We start from the raw sequence: 14,757 nt of genomic DNA on the forward strand, positions 1-14,757 counted from the left end.
CGCGTCCTCGCTCAGGGGTGGGCCACAGGAATGCCAAGCAATCCGTTCAGCGCGGCCAGGATCGGCTCGGCACCGGAGATGTACTGGCGGTCCTGATGCACGCCACTGGCCAGCTCGCTGCGCACACCCTGCGGCAGCACCAGCTTGGGCAACGACTGGTCCTGCTCGCCGATCTCGGCGATCACCTCGCGGCGTGGCCGCGCGAAGCCGATGCGGCGCACATCCAGCTGCGCGTCGAGGCCGTCGATGCTCGACAGCGCCCCTTCCAGCAGCAGGCTGTGCCGGCAGAAGAAACGCTGGCCAGGAATCTGGCCATCCTCGAACTCGCGGTCGAGCAGGAACAGGATGGGTTTGCTTGCTGCGTCCAACGCCACGGGAGTGTCCTCATCAGGGCCGGCAATGCGATGCCGCTTCGATTTCGATGCTAGGGATGCCGGTGCTTGCGGTGGCGATACCAGGCGACAATCGGCGGTCAGATCCGGCCATGCAGATGCGCCTTGGCCATAAGCAAAGCGCCGTCGGTTATGCCGTCAGGCAATGCGTCGCAGCGGCGCCGGTACCGCCGGCGCCTGCACGGCCAGATGCCCGGCCGCACGCTCGGTCGCCAGCGCGATGCGCGCCTGCAACGCTGCACTGTTGATGTGTTCGCCATCGAAGTCGGCCGGCGTGGCATACACTCCGATCGGCAGGGTGTGCGCCTGCAGGAAACTGAACAACGGCCGCAACTGATGGTCGATCACCAGTGCATGGCGCTCGCTGCCACCGGTCGCCGCCAGCAGCACCGGTGTCTCCACCAGCGCCTCCAGCCCGATGAAGTCGACCAGGTGCTTGAACAGCCCCGGATACGACCCCCGATACACCGGCGCGGCCACCACCAGCAGCTCGGCCGCCTCGATCGTCTGCAACGCCTGCTCCACCGCAGGCTCCGCCTCATCGCGCGACAACGACTGCCCCAACGAGCGCGCGATCGGCGCCAGCTCCACCAGCTCCACGCTGGCGTTTACCCGCTGCTGCAACGACGCCAACAGGTGCCGCACCAGCAGCAACGTGCGCGACGTCGCCGAGCTGGTCGGTGACCCTACCACTGCAACCACCCTCAATGCAGAAGACATGAACTGCTCCTCGATGATGCCGGACTACCGCCGGCCGCCTTTCGCCTTTTGTAGAGCCGAGCCATGCTCGGCTGCTGTTGCCTTTGTAGAGCCGAGCCATGCTCGGCTGCTCCACCTCAGAACCGGTAATTGATCCGCCCGTACCAGAACGCCCCGATCCCGCTCAGCACATCGCCCGAATCCCACGTCGTCTCGATGCTGGCCACATCGGTAGCACTGCGCGCGTACTCCGGCACCTTGCGCGTGCGCTTGTCGAACACGTTGTTGATGCCCAGCGCCGCGCTCCAGCCCGCACCCAGCTCCACCGCACCTGAAAGGTTGGTCACCAGCACCGGCGGCTGCCTGTATTCCACGCCGTTGTTCAGGCGCTTGATCGGGCCGTAGTAGGTGAAGTCGACATTCGAGCGCCAGCGCCCGTTCTGCCAGCCCAAGCCCGCCACCTGGGTGTAGCTGGGCGTGCGGAAGCGCAGTGCGTACTCGCTGCTCTTGGTCAACAGGTTGATGTTGGGCAGTCCCTGCAGCGCCGCCGGAATATCACGGACCTTCCGGATCGTGGTGCGGCCGACGTTGGCCGCATAGCTCCAGCGCAGCTTGCCCCACGCCGTTTCCTGGTTTGCTTCCAGGGTCAGCTCCACACCGCGTGTGCGGGTATTGCCCACATTGGTGAAGTAACTGGCGTAGAACGCATCACCCGGCAGGATGCTGATGCCGGCTGAACCCAGCAGCGCATCGATGGTGTTCTTCTGCGCCGCACTCAACACCGTACCGCTGTTGTCGGTGATGCGCGCCGGGTCCTGCGCGTTGTAACCGATCTGGCTGGACTGGCCGAGCTGGCCGCGGATGTCGATATGGTAGGCATCCACGGCCAGGTGGAACGCCGGGCTCGGGTCCCAGGTCACGCCCAGGCTGTAGTTGGTGGCTTTCTCGGGCTTCAGCGGCGTAGCACCCAACGCAATCGCCGCCGGCGAAGACACCTGTGCCACCAGCGTGGTGCCGCACGGGCAGCTGCCGGTGGCCTGGTAGAACTGCGCGCCCAAGCTGGGGGCATGGAAGCCGTTACTGACCGTCGCGCGTACACCCAACGCGTCGGTGAAGTCGAAGCGCGTGGTCAGGCGGCCCGTGGACACGCTGCCGAAGTCGGAATGATCTTCCCAGCGTGCAGCGGCATCCAGATACCAGCGCGCGGTGATGTTGCTGGCCGCACCCACATAGACCGCCTTGCTGTTGCGCGTCGCCTTCACCGCATCGGCGGTGGAGTAGCCCACGAACGCGGCGGCACCGAAGCCGGTGTAGGACTCCCACTGCCCTGCCCCGCGCTCATACTGTTCATGCTGGTACTCGGCGCCGGCGCTCACTTCCAGCGGTGACGCAAAGGCGGCCACCTCGAAGCCACGGCGCAGGTCCAGGTTGGCGATGCCCTGCTGGTAGTCCAGCTTGCCGTCATAGAAGTCGGTGGGCGAACCGGGGTACGGCAGCGAGTAGTTCACCGAATTGCGGGTATAGGTGCGTACCGTGCTGCGGTTGCCGGTCAGGCTTGCGTCGTAGTCCCAGCCCGCGATCTGGCCCTTCACGCCCGCGGTACCGGTGTACTGCTTCTCCTTGGTCTCCAGCACGGGCAGGAACCCGTCGGGGAACACGCTCAGCACACCCGGCGCCTTGTAGGTGGTGAAGATGGTCGCCGGCAGGCGGAAGTTCTGGATCGCCTGCGCGGTGCGATCACTGGCGGTGGCATTGGCGTAGAACTGCGCGCTCTCGCCCAGGCCATGGCCCACGTTCACCGCAAACGCCTTCAGCGCATACGATGGCGAACTGAGGATGATGTTGGCCTCGGCATCGCGGTCGGCCTCGGCCGGGTTCGGCGACGCACCCGCGGGCAACCGGTTGTTCGGGCGCAACGCTACCCGATTGCCATTGGCATCCACCGCCGGGTAGCTCAGGTAGCCGTCGATGTAGCGGCGGCTGCGGATGGCATGATGCTGGCGGGTGGTTTCACCGGACAGGTTGACGAAGCCATCGGCGCCCCATGGCAGGCCCACGTTGGCACGCACGCTGGTGCGCGAGCCATCGCCATCAATGCTCTGCCCGCTCTCAACCGACAGGTCACCGCCATGCGCCTGCGACTTCAGGATCACGTTGACCACGCCGGTGATCGCGTCCGAACCATAGATGGCCGACGCGCCATCGCGCAGCACTTCCACATGGTCGATCGCCGAGACTGGAATCAACGCCAGGTCAGCCCAGGCATGGCCGGGGAAACCGCCGCCGTTGGCACCACTCACATAGGCACTGGCATTGCGGCGCTTGCCGTTCACCAGCACCAGCGTGTAACCCGGCGAGAGATTGCGCAGCTGGTAGCCACGGATCAGGCTCTCCTGGTCGCTCTGGTAGCCGCCGATCTGGCTCAGCGACGGCAGCGAACGTTGCAACGCTTCCAGCAGGTTGCCCTGGCCAGTTGCAGCAAGGTCCTCTGCGGAAATCACATCGATCGGGGTGGAACTGTTCTTCACCGTGCGCGTGCTGGTGCGCGACCCGGTGACGACCACCGCATCCAGCGTGGACGCTGCCACGTTGGCCGTTGCAGCGGTGGCAGCAGGATCCGCATCGGCATCAGCCGCATGGCCAGGCGATGCGGCCAGAACGCTGGCGATCAGGACGGCGAGAGTGTTCAGCACAGGGGCATGGGCAGCAGGCATGGGGGCTCGTGGGGGTGGGCCGGAAACACGCTGCCATTCAAGGGCCTGTTCACCCACCGCGACAGGCGCGATCGCGTCACCCAGCCGTAACATCCGGCCACCCACATGACCGCTGGTAATGACGTTAGGCGGCCGCAACGGTGCGCGGCTGCCTGTAGAGCCGAGCCCACGCTCGGCTGCTCTTCGCGACGGCGTCAGATGCATCCCCCCGCCGGCACTGAACCGAGCGTGGGCGCGGGTCTACAGGAAGGGAGCGACCGCTCCATATGCCTGCCCGGCATCACCTCATGCCCGCGCACCACGCAGCGCCACGCATCTCCACCCGTAGCATCAAGCCATGCCCAGCCCACCCGCCGATCCCAGCGCACCGCTCGTCGCCATCGTTGCCTGCCACGGCCAGGGGCTGTTCGAATTCGGTTGTGCGGTTGGCCTGTTCGCACCGGTGCGGCCAGAACTGGGCGTGGCCTGGTACCGCACCCAGCTGTGCGCGGGTGAACCCGGTGCACTGCGCATGCTCGGCAATGCACAGGTGCAGCTGCCCTGCGATCTCAGCACGGTTGAGGACGCCGACATCATCGTCATTCCCGGCTGGCGCGAACCCAGCGAGCGTCCGCCACAGGCGCTGCTCGATGCACTCGTCCGCGCCCACGCGCGTGGTGCGCGCATCGCCTCGATCTGCTCCGGTGCATTCGTGCTGGCCTGGGCCGGGCTGCTCGACGGTCGCCCGGCCACCACCCACTGGCGCCTCACCGAAGCGCTGGCGCGCGACTTCCCACGCATCGATGTGCGCGAAGATGTGCTGTACGTCGATACCGGCAGCATCATCACCTCGGCCGGCTCGGCCACCGGCATGGATATGATGCTGCACATGGTGCGCAAGGACTACGGCGCGCGCGTGGCCAACCTGGTGGCCGAGCGGCTGGTGCTGGCGCCATGGCGTGATGCCGGGCGCAGCCAGCGCGTCAGCCGCGCCATTCCCCATGGCGAGCCCTCGCGTCTGGCAAAACTGATGGAATGGATGCGCCGCAACCTGCGCGAGCCGCACTCGCTGGGCAGTCTTGCCGAGCAGGCCGCGCTCAGCCAGCGCACGCTGCAGCGGCAGTTCCTGGAAGCCACCGGCCTGTCGCCGATCGACTGGCTGATCCGCGAGCGCGTGGCATTCGCCCGCGAGCTGCTGGAAACCACTGACCGGCCGCTGCAGTGGATTGCCGAGCAGGCCGGCTTTGGTTCGCAGGAGTCGTTCCGCCGGCACTTCCGCGGTCAGGTGGACGCCAGTCCTACCGAATACCGCAGCCAGCATCGCGGCGGAATTGGCGCGGACCGGCTGGTGGGCTGCTGATCCAACGCATCACTCCCCGGTGATGCGTGAGGAAAGGCTCACGGCAGGCTACGGCGCCCCACGTATAGTGACGGGCGTCACAAGAAGCCCCTTCCATGCTCCACGCATTTGCCTACTCCAGCCACATGTCGGCTGCGCTTTCCGATGAAATGCTCCGGCAGATCGTCTCCCGCTCTGCCACGTTCAACCGTCGCGTGGACGTCACCGGAGCGCTGCTCGTCGACGGGCAGCGGTTTTTCCAGTACATCGAAGGTCCGCCCGACGGGCTGGAAGCGGTCAAGCGCCGCATCCAGGACAGCCGATCGCATGCTGCCGTCGTGCCGGTACTGGACATGGCGATCAGCACGCGTGCTGTTCCCTATTGGGCCATGACCCGCATCGAGACCGGGCAGGTCGTGGTGTCCGGCCTGGTCAATGCGCGATGGGACGAATTCGGCCATTCCGTTCCGGGCATGGATCAGCTCGTCGGCCTGCTGGGTCCGCACTTTCCGCGCATCGGCGCGCTCAGTGCCCGCCATGCGCCCGTCGGATCCAGCTGAACCGCCGCCTTGCGCGCGTAGTCCCACGCGGCCGCGTGCTCCCTGCGCACGTCATCATTCAAGCCGCGTTACCCATCGTTCCTGCCAGATCCACAGCATGCCTGTACCTGCTCAACCTTCAACGGAAACACGTGCCTCGCCCGCCGAGTTGTTCGAGGTTGTCGTCCTGCGCGCAGGCACCGCCCTGTTCGCGATCGACGTACAGCTGGCCGTGGAAATACGCGGCCCAGAGACCTTCGGCCCTGCGGACCAGCATGGCAGGCGGAGCCTGGAGGTACGGGGGCAGCCGTTGCCGGTGGCCGACCTGCGCAGGCTCAGCGGGCAACCGGCATTCGATGGCGGCAGCCCAGCCATGCTGTTGATCAGCGCCGGCACCGCAACCCTGGCGCTGGCGGTAGATGAAGTGCTGGAAATCGAAACACCGGACGCATCTCCAGACGCAGCCTCGCCGGCGCAGGGTCGACCGTTCAACTTCTGCAGCCGGCACGTTCGGGTGGATGCCACACGTTCGGCTGCGCTGATCGAACCGCAGTCGCTGCTGGCCGCGCTCGCGGTGCGGGACTGAGGCGCCTCTGCTCAAGGGCGCCTGCGAACCGGTTGAACCCGCATGCGCCAGCACTGCGCGGCAAAGCCGATCACAAACACCACCGCCAATCCCAGCAGCGTGTGCAGCACCACCGGCGCCATCGGCGCCGCAGCAATCGGATGCGCTGCCGGCAACCGTGTCAGCGTTTCATTCACGCCCGGCACCAGCGACAGCAGGAAGCTGAAAGACAGCGCAAATGTCGACACGTAAGGTGCGGCGCCACCCAGCCAGCGCAGCCGGGCCGCCAGCACGCCGCCGAACGCCACCAGCAGCACAATCACTCCGAATGCGTGGCCCGGGTTGATCCCGCCCGTACTGGAGACGGTGAACGACGTTGCCACCGACAGCACCAGCCCAAGCAGGTACAGCTTGCCGGAGCGTGTCGCGGGGTCGATCGCGCGATGGCGAATGAAGGCATACAGGCCGGCGAACACCGGTACAAGGCTGACGGCCGTGTGGATCACGCCCAGCGTGGACAGAGAGTGCGACATGGAACATCTCCAAGGGTTGATTGAATCTACTAGTAGGTAGACTTCTGAATCAAAGAAAAGGCCTACGTTGCCGCAGGCCCACCACACATCTATCAGGCAGCCGCGCTCACCCGCGCGATGGCCAGCCGTGCCAGCGCAGCAAACGTCGCCGCATCGCCGAAACCGCGCGCGGCCAGCATCGCGCCATGCACCGATGACATGAACGCTCTGGCCTCATCGGCCACCGGACCCTGCAGGCGCAGTTGACCCAGCGCCGCGCCCTTTTCCAACGTGAGCGCCAACCAGCCACTCAAGTCCTCGAAATGCCCGCGTACTTCTTCGGCAATCTCCGCAGGGATCATCGGCGCCTCTGCCGCCAGCATCGCGCAGATGCAGAACGAAGACGTGCCACCGGCAATACAGCTCGACCAGTAGTCCACATAGGCGTTGAGCTCCTGCAGCGGGTCGTCCAGCTGCCGGTCCAGCAGCGCCAGGCCTTCGCGCGCCTCGGCCCGGTACAGCTCAACCACCGTGCGCACCAGGTCCACCTTGCTGGGGAAATGGTGATGGATGCTGGCCTTGCTGATGTTCACCCGCGCCGACACGTCGGCGTAGCTGAAACCGTTGTAGCCACCAGCCTCCAGCAGCGAACGGGCGTGGGCCAGGATCTCCTGGGCCTTGGGCGAGAGCGGCTCTTTCATGCCGTCAACCTACTAGTAGGTTGATGCCCTGTCAACTATCCGCGGCCGGGTGGGCATCATCTGGTGGTGCCGGCCACTGGCCGGCAACTGCACGCACCCAACTCCACCGGGATGCCGGCCAGCGGCCGGCACTACCACGCCCGGGCATTCGTGGCGGGATTTGACATGCAGGCATTTACCTGCATATAGTCCATCCCAAGGGGGTCGCCTGCCTGCCCATGCGAGGAACCTGCAATGGTGGATATCGCACACCGGGTCGGCATCAAGGCCCCCGCAAGCCAGGTGTATCAAGCACTGGCCACCCCTGAAGGCGTCGCCGCCTGGTGGGCCGAAGACACCCATGGCGACTGCAACGTCGGCGGCACGGTAAAGGTCCGTTTCACCAACAGCGGCCAGGAAATCGGCGCCATGGAAATGCAGCTGGAACAGCTCGTTCCTGGCGAACTGGTGCTCTGGCAGTTCCTGGCCGGCCCCGCCGAATGGATGGGCACGCATGCGCGCTTTGCGCTGAAGCAGGAAGGCGACTACTGCATCGTCCTGTTCACCCACGAAGGCTGGAAGGAACGCGTCGAGTTCACCTCCCACTGCAGCACCCAGTGGGCGGTCTTCCTGCTGAGCCTCAAGGCCCTGCTGGAAACCGGCAAGGGCCAGCCCAATCCACACGACATCAGGATCGACAACTGGAACTGAAGACGCCCCGCATGAATGCAGACAAGGTGTTCAAGGCACTGGCAGACCCCACGCGTAGAACGCTGCTGGACCTGCTTTGCGAAGACAACGGCCAGACCCTGGGCCAGCTCTGCGAACACCTGGACATGGCCCGGCAATCGGTCACCCAGCACCTGGGCCTGCTGGAAGACGCCAACCTGATCAGCACCGTGCGCCGTGGCCGCGAGAAGCTGCACTTCATCAACCCGGTGCCGCTGCATGAAGTCTACGAACGCTGGGTACGCAAGTTCGAGCAGCAGCGCCTGAGCCTGCTGCATGACCTGAAACGCGAACTGGAAGGAGAATGACGATGTCCGTAGAGTCAACCCGCTTCATCCACGTGATCTACATCGCGTCCACGCCACAGAAGGTGTTCGAGGCCATCACCCGCCCCGAGATCGCCAGTCGCTACTGGGGCCACGAGAATGTCTCGGACTGGAAACCCGGCTCGCGCTGGCAGCACGTGCGCGCCAACGAAACGCGCTCGGTCGAGCTGGTCGGCGAAGTGGTGGAAAGCACCCCGCCCTCGCGGCTGGTCATCACCTGGGCCGCCGCCTCGCAGGCCGACAATCCCGATGCCTACAGCCGGGTCACCTTCGAGATCGTGCCCTACCAGGACATGGTGCGGCTGACCGTTACCCACGACGAGCTGGAACCCGGCAGCGGCATGGATACCGGCATCCGCCAGGGCTGGCCGATCGTGCTGTCGAGCCTGAAGTCGCTGTTGGAGACGGGCAAGGGATTGGATGTGTTTGCGAAGCCGCAGTAAACGGCGGCGGCGTCGGCAACGCGGCCGATGCCGGCCAGCTAGCGCGCCGTCCAGCCCCCATCCACCGGCAGCGCCGTGCCGGTGATCTGCGCTGCAGCATCCGAGGCCAGGAACACCACCATTTCGCCCAGTTGCTCGGGCGTCACGAACTGCAGCGAGGGCTGTTTCTCGGCCAGCAACTCGCGGGCAGCGGTCTCTTGATCGGTGCCTTCGCGCTCGGCCAGCGCAGTGATCTGTTGCTCTACCAGCGCGGTCCGCACCCAACCCGGGCAGATCGCATTGGCGGTGATGCCGGTGCCCGCGTTCTCCAACGCGGTCACCCTGGTGAACCCGACCACGCCATGCTTGGCCGCCACATAGGCCGACTTGTTCACCGAGCCCACCAGGCCGTGTACCGACGCGATGTTGATGATGCGGCCTGCGCGCCGCTGCTTCATGTGCGGCAAGGCCGCTGCCGTTGCATGGAACACCGCCGACAGGTTCAGCGCCAGGATCGCATCCCACTTCTCGATCGGAAATTCCTCGATCGACGCCGTGTGCTGGATGCCGGCATTGTTCACCAGAATGTCGATGCGCCCCATCTTCGCAACTGCGCGGTCGATCATGCCTCGCACTGCCTCGCCCCGCGACAGGTCAGCACCGTCATGCGCCACGCGCACGCCGAACTCAGCTTCCAACCGGAAACGGATGCGTTCGATTTCCGCCGCCTCGCCAAAGCCATTCAATACGATATCGGCACCCTGCCGGGCCAGCGCCGTGGCGATGCCAAGACCGATACCGCTGGTGGAGCCGGTGACCACCGCAACCTTTCCGGAGAACATGGGCGAGCTTCCATTAGGCGTAGGAAGCCAGTGTAGCTCCACGGGCCAGCCCTTGTTGAATGGCATCGGCACATACCGGCCCACCGCTAGAATCGGATGCTCGCCCAGTCAACGCTCGCCAGCGGATTGGCCTTCCGTATCGCCTCCAGGAAGAGCACGAAGTCGCGGTTGAACGGCGACAGGTCGTCGGTGAACGTGACCTTCTGCCTGACGCCTTGCTGCTCGAATGCATACCCGGCAGGTACAGCAAGCCGCCGCAGGTTCCAAGCGCTCAATGTTCTCGCAGCTTGAGGCGTGTTCCTCCGAGCTACCGGCACAGCCGGCCAGCAGAACCCGGTACAGGGCGAAGAGATGAAGAACCGCGTTGCATGTCATGTGCGAGGGCTTGCCTGGAAAAACGCACCTCGTCCAGAAGGTCCTGGCCGGTGCCCTGTTCCATCGGCGTGGGCTGCCGAATCCATATCCTCACAACTTCGTACAGATCTGATGGAGCAATGCCACACCGGGCATCAATCTTGTCGTCCCTGCAAGGCATCGCCGATGCCGCGTTTCCTGGACCCGAATGAAATACTCCTGCATCGCAGCTGCCATCCTGACCCTATTGGCCGCAGAACCCGCAATCGCGTTCCCGGACTGTCCGACCCAGTACTGGTCGCCATCGTCCGTCGGTCACAAGGAACAGCTGCCCAATACTCATCGCCCCAATGAAAACAACTGCAAGATAACGGAATTCAGGGTTGATGATCATCAGTGGATGAACAGCGTCCGGCTTCCCTCGGAATTCTCATTGCTGAGAATCATCAACAGCTCCCTCGATTCCGGCAAGACGCTCAAGATTTACGGCGCAGTTCAAGGCGTGGCGGGAGATCCACTGAAGCTCGCCGCAGGCAGGTCAATCGATTTCAGGGGGAGAAGCAAAGGCCACGCTGCGTGGCTGCAACATCCGGAGTTGCACACCGCCCCCAATCAACCACAATGGCAGATCCCGCGTAACAGCGGACTGATCTCCAATGTCACACTGCGTGACGGTAAACACGCTGGACAACTTATCCTCCCGGCAACCGGCTCAGCGTTCGACACCATCACAATTCACAACGCCTCCTCGACAGAAACCAACGTACTGGGAACACACACTGCCTTTCCTGGTCAACGCATGACCGTGCTACCGAACAGCACCGCCCGCGCCGAGTTCGATCCCGTTGCAAGGCAGTGGGACTGGGTCCACACGCCCTATTCCGTGAGGACGCTCGCGCAAAGGTACCAGCGCATTTCTTCCCGTTCCATCCTGGAGCTGTACGACGGCGAATGGATCGGAAGAGTGCCTCTGCCGCTCACGCGTTATGATCGTGATAGGCACATCATCCTCTCCGACGCAGACTGGGACTCGTTGATCGACCCCAATCGCGATGCGACCTACGCACTGCGCAAAGGAGATGAGTACGAATTCATCTATATCTCCGAATGGGGACGTTGGCATGTTCTTCGCCAACCCGTCCAGCAAGAGATCCTCAGAGAGCTGAAGAACGGGCGGCTGACAGACGAAGGCTACCTGCTGACCAAGGTCTCAGCAGACGAGGGCACCGCGGCCAACAGCCAGCTCAGGCTCCCTGCTCCCCGGCAGGGTGCACGCATTGTCCTGACCAACACGTCGTCCCATACCATCCCGGTAACCTACGGTACGTTCCGTGCCAACGCTCGCCCGCGCGAACAGATTGTGTTTCGTTCCGAAAATGGCTCCACGTGGCAGCGCGAAACGGTCACCATCGACCTGGCGTTCCTTATTGATCTTAGCGCTGAAGAGGTTGAAAACAGCTGGGACGCGCACATGATCATGCGCGAGAATCTCAGGCTGGCCAACGAGGCCCTTGAGAACTCCGGCGCCACATACCGCTATAGAGAAGCCGCTGTGCGCGTCAGCCAACCCGGCGAGTTCGGCTACTTCCCGCGCAAGGAACTCTGGCGCGTGCCAACGCTGCTGTTCGATGACCGGCATGCCCTTCAATTCATGAAGGACCATGACGCCGACGGCATCTACTACGGCGGAAGCCACAGGTGGAGCAAGAATGACTGCGACTGGTATCGCTACTCCTCTGCGGCGAAATCGCTTGTCATTGCAACGTCGCTGACCTGCCCGACAACCACCTTCCGCCAGGGGGCCGGTTATGCGCACGGACTGCCCGTTGTGCTCAACCCCCGGCAACCGATACCGGTTATCGGCGCGGGGAATCAGCTCCCCTTCTACCCCACTCCCCATAAGCTGCTTCCCGATAACCGCATCGCCGTCAACCCGGGACAGGAGCACATCCTTCAGAAGATGAACGCAATGGGAGAACAGTTCTCAAAGTACTCTGAGCAGCGCAGGTAATCTCGTCCCGCGCAATCAGAAAGTTCGCTTGTACCCGATCCGTGGCGCCCGCAGCTTGCCTTCGGGCGCCACGGTAGCCCAGCGCGCCATCACTTCCAGTGATCCGGCCCCAGGAATGGCAGGCTCAACACAAACACCGGAACCGCCACCGGCACCAACGCCGCCCCCAGCACCTTGCCCGCCGCCGAACCCACACCCGGCTTGTCCTCCCTCTCCGGCAGGATCCGCTGCGCCCGCGCATTGATCGGCTGTGCCAGCTTCCCTTTCTCCGCCAGCGCAGCAGCATCGGGCAACTTCACCCGCTCGCCGTCGCCCTCGAACAGCGCGCTGTAATAGCTGCCGCCCTTCCTTGAAAGATTGCAGGCGCGGTCAAAGGCCAGCGCGTAACGGGTCCGCTCCATCGGCAGGTAGTAGCGCGCCCGCTCCTCCACAGCCTTGGCCTCACGCGGGGGTACCTCAATCCGCTCCAGCTTGAACTGCTCGGCCTGTTGCGGCGTAACCTGCTCCGGCTGCAGCAGCAGCGCATAGCTGCCGTGCACCTTGGCCTTGTCGGCCGGGTCGCGCCAATCCTCATGGAAGTACATCTGCGCGCAGGCCACCGCCTCGCGTAGCGGGCTGTCCATCAGCGCACGGTACTCGCGGAACGGCGCGGCATTGAAGCGCATCGGCTCGTCATAGCGCGGCAGCAGATACAGCTGGCCGTCGTCGGCCACAAAGGCGCTGGTGACCTCACGGTTCCAGACGTGCTCCTCCGGCCCGCTGGCGCAACCACCCAGCAGGCCAAGGCACAGAGCGGAGAGAATGAAGTAGGACGTTCGCATGTCGTGTTCGAGGGCTTCCCTGGGAAAACGGCCCCGCCCAATGAGCGAGGCCAGTTCGCCATGGTGCCACGCGCTACATCACGCGCCAAACCGGCCCAACCGCAGCGTCACAGGATGGATCGGTAGGTCCCACCCTCTACGCGCACTGCTGCACCATTGGAGGCCGCGCCCAACGGGCTTGCCAGCAGCGCCACCATCGCCGCGATCTCGTCGGCCTCGATCATCCGCGCGATCAGCGAACTGGGCCGGTAGGTCTGGAAGAAGTGCGCTTCAATCTCTGCATCGGTCATGCCCGGTCGCGGCGCGGTCTGGCGCAGGTATTCCACAATGCCGTCCGAGCGTGTGGCCGATGGCAGCACGCTGTTGACCGTCACCCCGGGTACCCCGGGTCAGCTCAGCCAGGCCACGCGACACCGCCAGCTGCGCCGACTTGCTCACCCCGTAATGCACCATGTCCGGCGGCGTGAACGCACCTACCTCGCTGAACATGAAGATCACCCTGCCCCAGTTGCGCTCCAGCATGCGCGGGAAGTAGTGCCGCGACAGGCGCACGCCGGACAGTACGTTGACCTCCAGCATCCGCATCCAGTCATCGTCGCTGATGTCGGCAAAGGCCTTCGCTTCGTAGTAGCCCAGGTTAGTGATCAGGATATCGGTATCGGGCTGTGCCGCGATCACGGCCGCCGCGCCGTCGGCGCTGGCCAGATCAGCCACCACCGTAGCCAGTTGCGCGCCCGGCGCCCCAGCGCTGATCTCGGCCATGGCTGCCTGCAGCTTTCCCGGGTCACGCCCGGTGAGGGTCACGCTTACGCCTTCGCGTGCCAACGTGCGCGCGATAGCCAGGCCAATACCGGCGGTCGCGCCGGTCACGAGTGCGGTCTTGCCCGCCAGTTGAAGATCCACGAGGTTTATCCATTGAGTAGGAAGTGGGCGTCCCGCGCGCCGAGCGCAGGACTCACCGAAAAGACAGATGTGCTGTCTGGCTTACTTCAACCGCTCCACCAACCGCTGCCCCACCTCCAGCGCCGACGCCGGGTTCTGCCCGGTAATCAGCTCGCGGTCCACCACCACATGCCCGGTCCACGGCGTGGCATTGCTGCTGAACTTCGCCCCCGCCCGCTGCAGCGCGGTCTGCGGGTAGAACTTCATCTCACCGCCGCCCAGCAGTGGCTTGGCCTGCTCTTCTTCCTGGTTGCTGATCACCGTCATCTGGTAGCCGCTGTAGATCCACTTTGGCGTAGCCGGCGTTGCACCCGCTTCCAGCTTCGCCACGAAACCACCCGCATCCGGCAGCGTGGACAGCAGCGCGATCGGCCCGTGGCAGACCAGCGCGGTGGTCTTGTTGCGCTGGTGGAAGTCGGCCAGCAGCCGGCCCAGCGCCGGGCTCTTCAGCAGGTCCTGCATCGGCGCGTGGCCACCGGGAATGTAGACCGCATCGAAACGCGCGTAGCCCTGCTGCTCCACGCGCGCCAGGCTGACCACCGGCGAGGCGGTTGGCGAGGTCAGCGCCAGTTTCTCCAGCAGGTCCTTGTGCAGCGTCAGCTGTGCGGCATCGTCGCCGAAGTACGCCGGCGTCACCGAGGACGCATCCACCGTGGGCGCCCGCCCCTGCGGCGTGGCGAAGGTCACCTCGTGGCCCGCATCCAGCAGCAGCTTGACCGGCTGCATCAGCTCGTTGAGATAGAAGCCGGTGGACAGCACCTTGCCATCCTTCAGGTCCAGGTGGTTCTCGTCGGACAGCACCACCAGCACGTTGGCGGCCTGCGCGCCGGTCGCGGCCAGGGTGAGGGCCAGCGCGGCGGCCAGCTGGGTCATCAGGTTCATGGGGAGCTC

General features: G+C 64.7%; 18 protein-coding genes. 7 read left to right on the forward strand and 11 right to left on the reverse strand.

Annotation, left to right across the window (positions count from 1 at the left end; translation table 11 throughout):
• Positions 1–11: 11 nt before the first annotated feature.
• From RCF13_RS13165 to RCF13_RS13175, 3 genes are all read right to left on the reverse strand, one after another.
• Positions 12–374 (reverse strand): DUF3088 family protein, encoded by a 363-nt coding sequence (locus tag RCF13_RS13165; RefSeq protein ID WP_061477874.1) that lies wholly within the window; start codon positions 372–374, stop codon positions 12–14.
• Positions 375–530: 156 nt separating this feature from the next.
• Positions 531–1,112, reverse strand: a complete 582-nt coding sequence (gene msuE, locus RCF13_RS13170) for an FMN reductase (RefSeq protein WP_134967990.1) — start codon at positions 1,110–1,112, stop codon at positions 531–533.
• 116 nt (positions 1,113–1,228) lie between these two features.
• Positions 1,229–3,805, reverse strand: a complete 2,577-nt coding sequence (locus tag RCF13_RS13175; RefSeq protein ID WP_134967991.1) for a TonB-dependent receptor — start codon at positions 3,803–3,805, stop codon at positions 1,229–1,231.
• A gap of 337 nt (positions 3,806–4,142) precedes the next feature.
• On the opposite strand from RCF13_RS13175, the gene RCF13_RS13180 reads away from it, so the two are divergent.
• The 3 genes from RCF13_RS13180 (at position 4,143) to RCF13_RS13190 (ending at position 6,248) form a co-directional block, all read left to right on the forward strand.
• Positions 4,143–5,144, forward strand: a complete 1,002-nt coding sequence (locus RCF13_RS13180) for a helix-turn-helix domain-containing protein (RefSeq protein ID WP_134967992.1) — start codon at positions 4,143–4,145, stop codon at positions 5,142–5,144.
• A gap of 95 nt (positions 5,145–5,239) precedes the next feature.
• Entirely contained in the window at positions 5,240–5,683 is a 444-nt protein-coding gene (locus RCF13_RS13185; RefSeq protein ID WP_134967993.1) for a BLUF domain-containing protein, read from the forward strand.
• Between the two features lie 97 nt (positions 5,684–5,780).
• Positions 5,781–6,248, forward strand: coding sequence for a chemotaxis protein CheW (locus RCF13_RS13190; protein ID WP_134967994.1), 468 nt, complete (start codon positions 5,781–5,783; stop codon positions 6,246–6,248).
• An 11-nt stretch (positions 6,249–6,259) separates the two neighbouring features.
• Here the strand turns inward: RCF13_RS13190 and RCF13_RS13195 are convergent, their stop codons facing one another.
• Together RCF13_RS13195 and RCF13_RS13200 are read right to left on the reverse strand one after the other, a co-directional pair.
• On the reverse strand, positions 6,260–6,760 hold the full coding sequence (locus RCF13_RS13195) for a hypothetical protein (RefSeq protein ID WP_061477880.1): 501 nt from the start codon (positions 6,758–6,760) through the stop codon (positions 6,260–6,262).
• Positions 6,761–6,852: 92 nt separating this feature from the next.
• On the reverse strand, positions 6,853–7,440 hold the full coding sequence (locus RCF13_RS13200) for a TetR/AcrR family transcriptional regulator (protein ID WP_134967995.1): 588 nt from the start codon (positions 7,438–7,440) through the stop codon (positions 6,853–6,855).
• 234 nt (positions 7,441–7,674) lie between these two features.
• On the opposite strand from RCF13_RS13200, the gene RCF13_RS13205 reads away from it, so the two are divergent.
• The 3 genes from RCF13_RS13205 to RCF13_RS13215 are packed head-to-tail and all read left to right on the forward strand — an operon-like array spanning position 7,675 to position 8,917.
• Positions 7,675–8,130 carry an SRPBCC domain-containing protein gene (locus RCF13_RS13205; protein WP_134967996.1) on the forward strand — a complete coding sequence of 152 codons (456 nt, stop codon included), beginning with the start codon at positions 7,675–7,677 and terminating at the stop codon, positions 8,128–8,130.
• Between the two features lie 11 nt (positions 8,131–8,141).
• Positions 8,142–8,456, forward strand: coding sequence for a metalloregulator ArsR/SmtB family transcription factor (locus RCF13_RS13210; RefSeq protein ID WP_005416268.1), 315 nt, complete (start codon positions 8,142–8,144; stop codon positions 8,454–8,456).
• 2 nt (positions 8,457–8,458) lie between these two features.
• Entirely contained in the window at positions 8,459–8,917 is a 459-nt protein-coding gene (locus RCF13_RS13215) for an SRPBCC family protein (protein WP_134967997.1), read from the forward strand.
• Positions 8,918–8,955: 38 nt separating this feature from the next.
• Here the strand turns inward: RCF13_RS13215 and RCF13_RS13220 are convergent, their stop codons facing one another.
• Positions 8,956–9,738, reverse strand: coding sequence for a 3-hydroxybutyrate dehydrogenase (locus tag RCF13_RS13220; protein ID WP_061477883.1), 783 nt, complete (start codon positions 9,736–9,738; stop codon positions 8,956–8,958).
• A gap of 86 nt (positions 9,739–9,824) precedes the next feature.
• Entirely contained in the window at positions 9,825–10,013 is a 189-nt protein-coding gene (locus RCF13_RS13225; RefSeq protein WP_134967998.1) for a hypothetical protein, read from the reverse strand.
• Positions 10,014–10,300: 287 nt separating this feature from the next.
• On the opposite strand from RCF13_RS13225, the gene RCF13_RS13230 reads away from it, so the two are divergent.
• The gene (locus tag RCF13_RS13230) at positions 10,301–12,103 is read left to right on the forward strand and encodes a hypothetical protein (RefSeq protein WP_134967999.1); all 1,803 of its coding nucleotides are present in this window, start codon (positions 10,301–10,303) and stop codon (positions 12,101–12,103) included.
• An 89-nt stretch (positions 12,104–12,192) separates the two neighbouring features.
• On the opposite strand, the gene RCF13_RS13235 is transcribed toward RCF13_RS13230, so the two are convergent.
• The 4 genes from RCF13_RS13235 to RCF13_RS13250 all read right to left on the reverse strand — a co-directional run bounded on the left by RCF13_RS13235 (position 12,193) and on the right by RCF13_RS13250 (position 14,748).
• A complete protein-coding gene (locus RCF13_RS13235; protein WP_134968000.1) occupies positions 12,193–12,924 on the reverse strand; it encodes a hypothetical protein in 732 nt (243 codons plus the stop codon).
• Positions 12,925–13,031: 107 nt separating this feature from the next.
• Positions 13,032–13,214: a hypothetical protein gene (locus tag RCF13_RS13240; RefSeq protein ID WP_231352686.1), complete on the reverse strand. Its 183-nt coding sequence runs from the start codon at positions 13,212–13,214 to the stop codon at positions 13,032–13,034.
• A complete protein-coding gene (locus RCF13_RS13245; RefSeq protein WP_231352685.1) occupies positions 13,195–13,827 on the reverse strand; it encodes an SDR family oxidoreductase in 633 nt (210 codons plus the stop codon). Before RCF13_RS13245 ends, RCF13_RS13240 begins: the two co-directional genes overlap by 20 nt.
• 81 nt (positions 13,828–13,908) lie before the next feature.
• Positions 13,909–14,748, reverse strand: a complete 840-nt coding sequence (locus RCF13_RS13250) for a type 1 glutamine amidotransferase domain-containing protein (protein ID WP_134968001.1) — start codon at positions 14,746–14,748, stop codon at positions 13,909–13,911.
• Positions 14,749–14,757: the final 9 nt, after the last annotated feature.

Origin of the sequence: Stenotrophomonas maltophilia group sp. RNC7, from assembly GCF_030910085.1 — a bacterium.
GTDB lineage: Bacteria > Pseudomonadota > Gammaproteobacteria > Xanthomonadales > Xanthomonadaceae > Stenotrophomonas > Stenotrophomonas sepilia.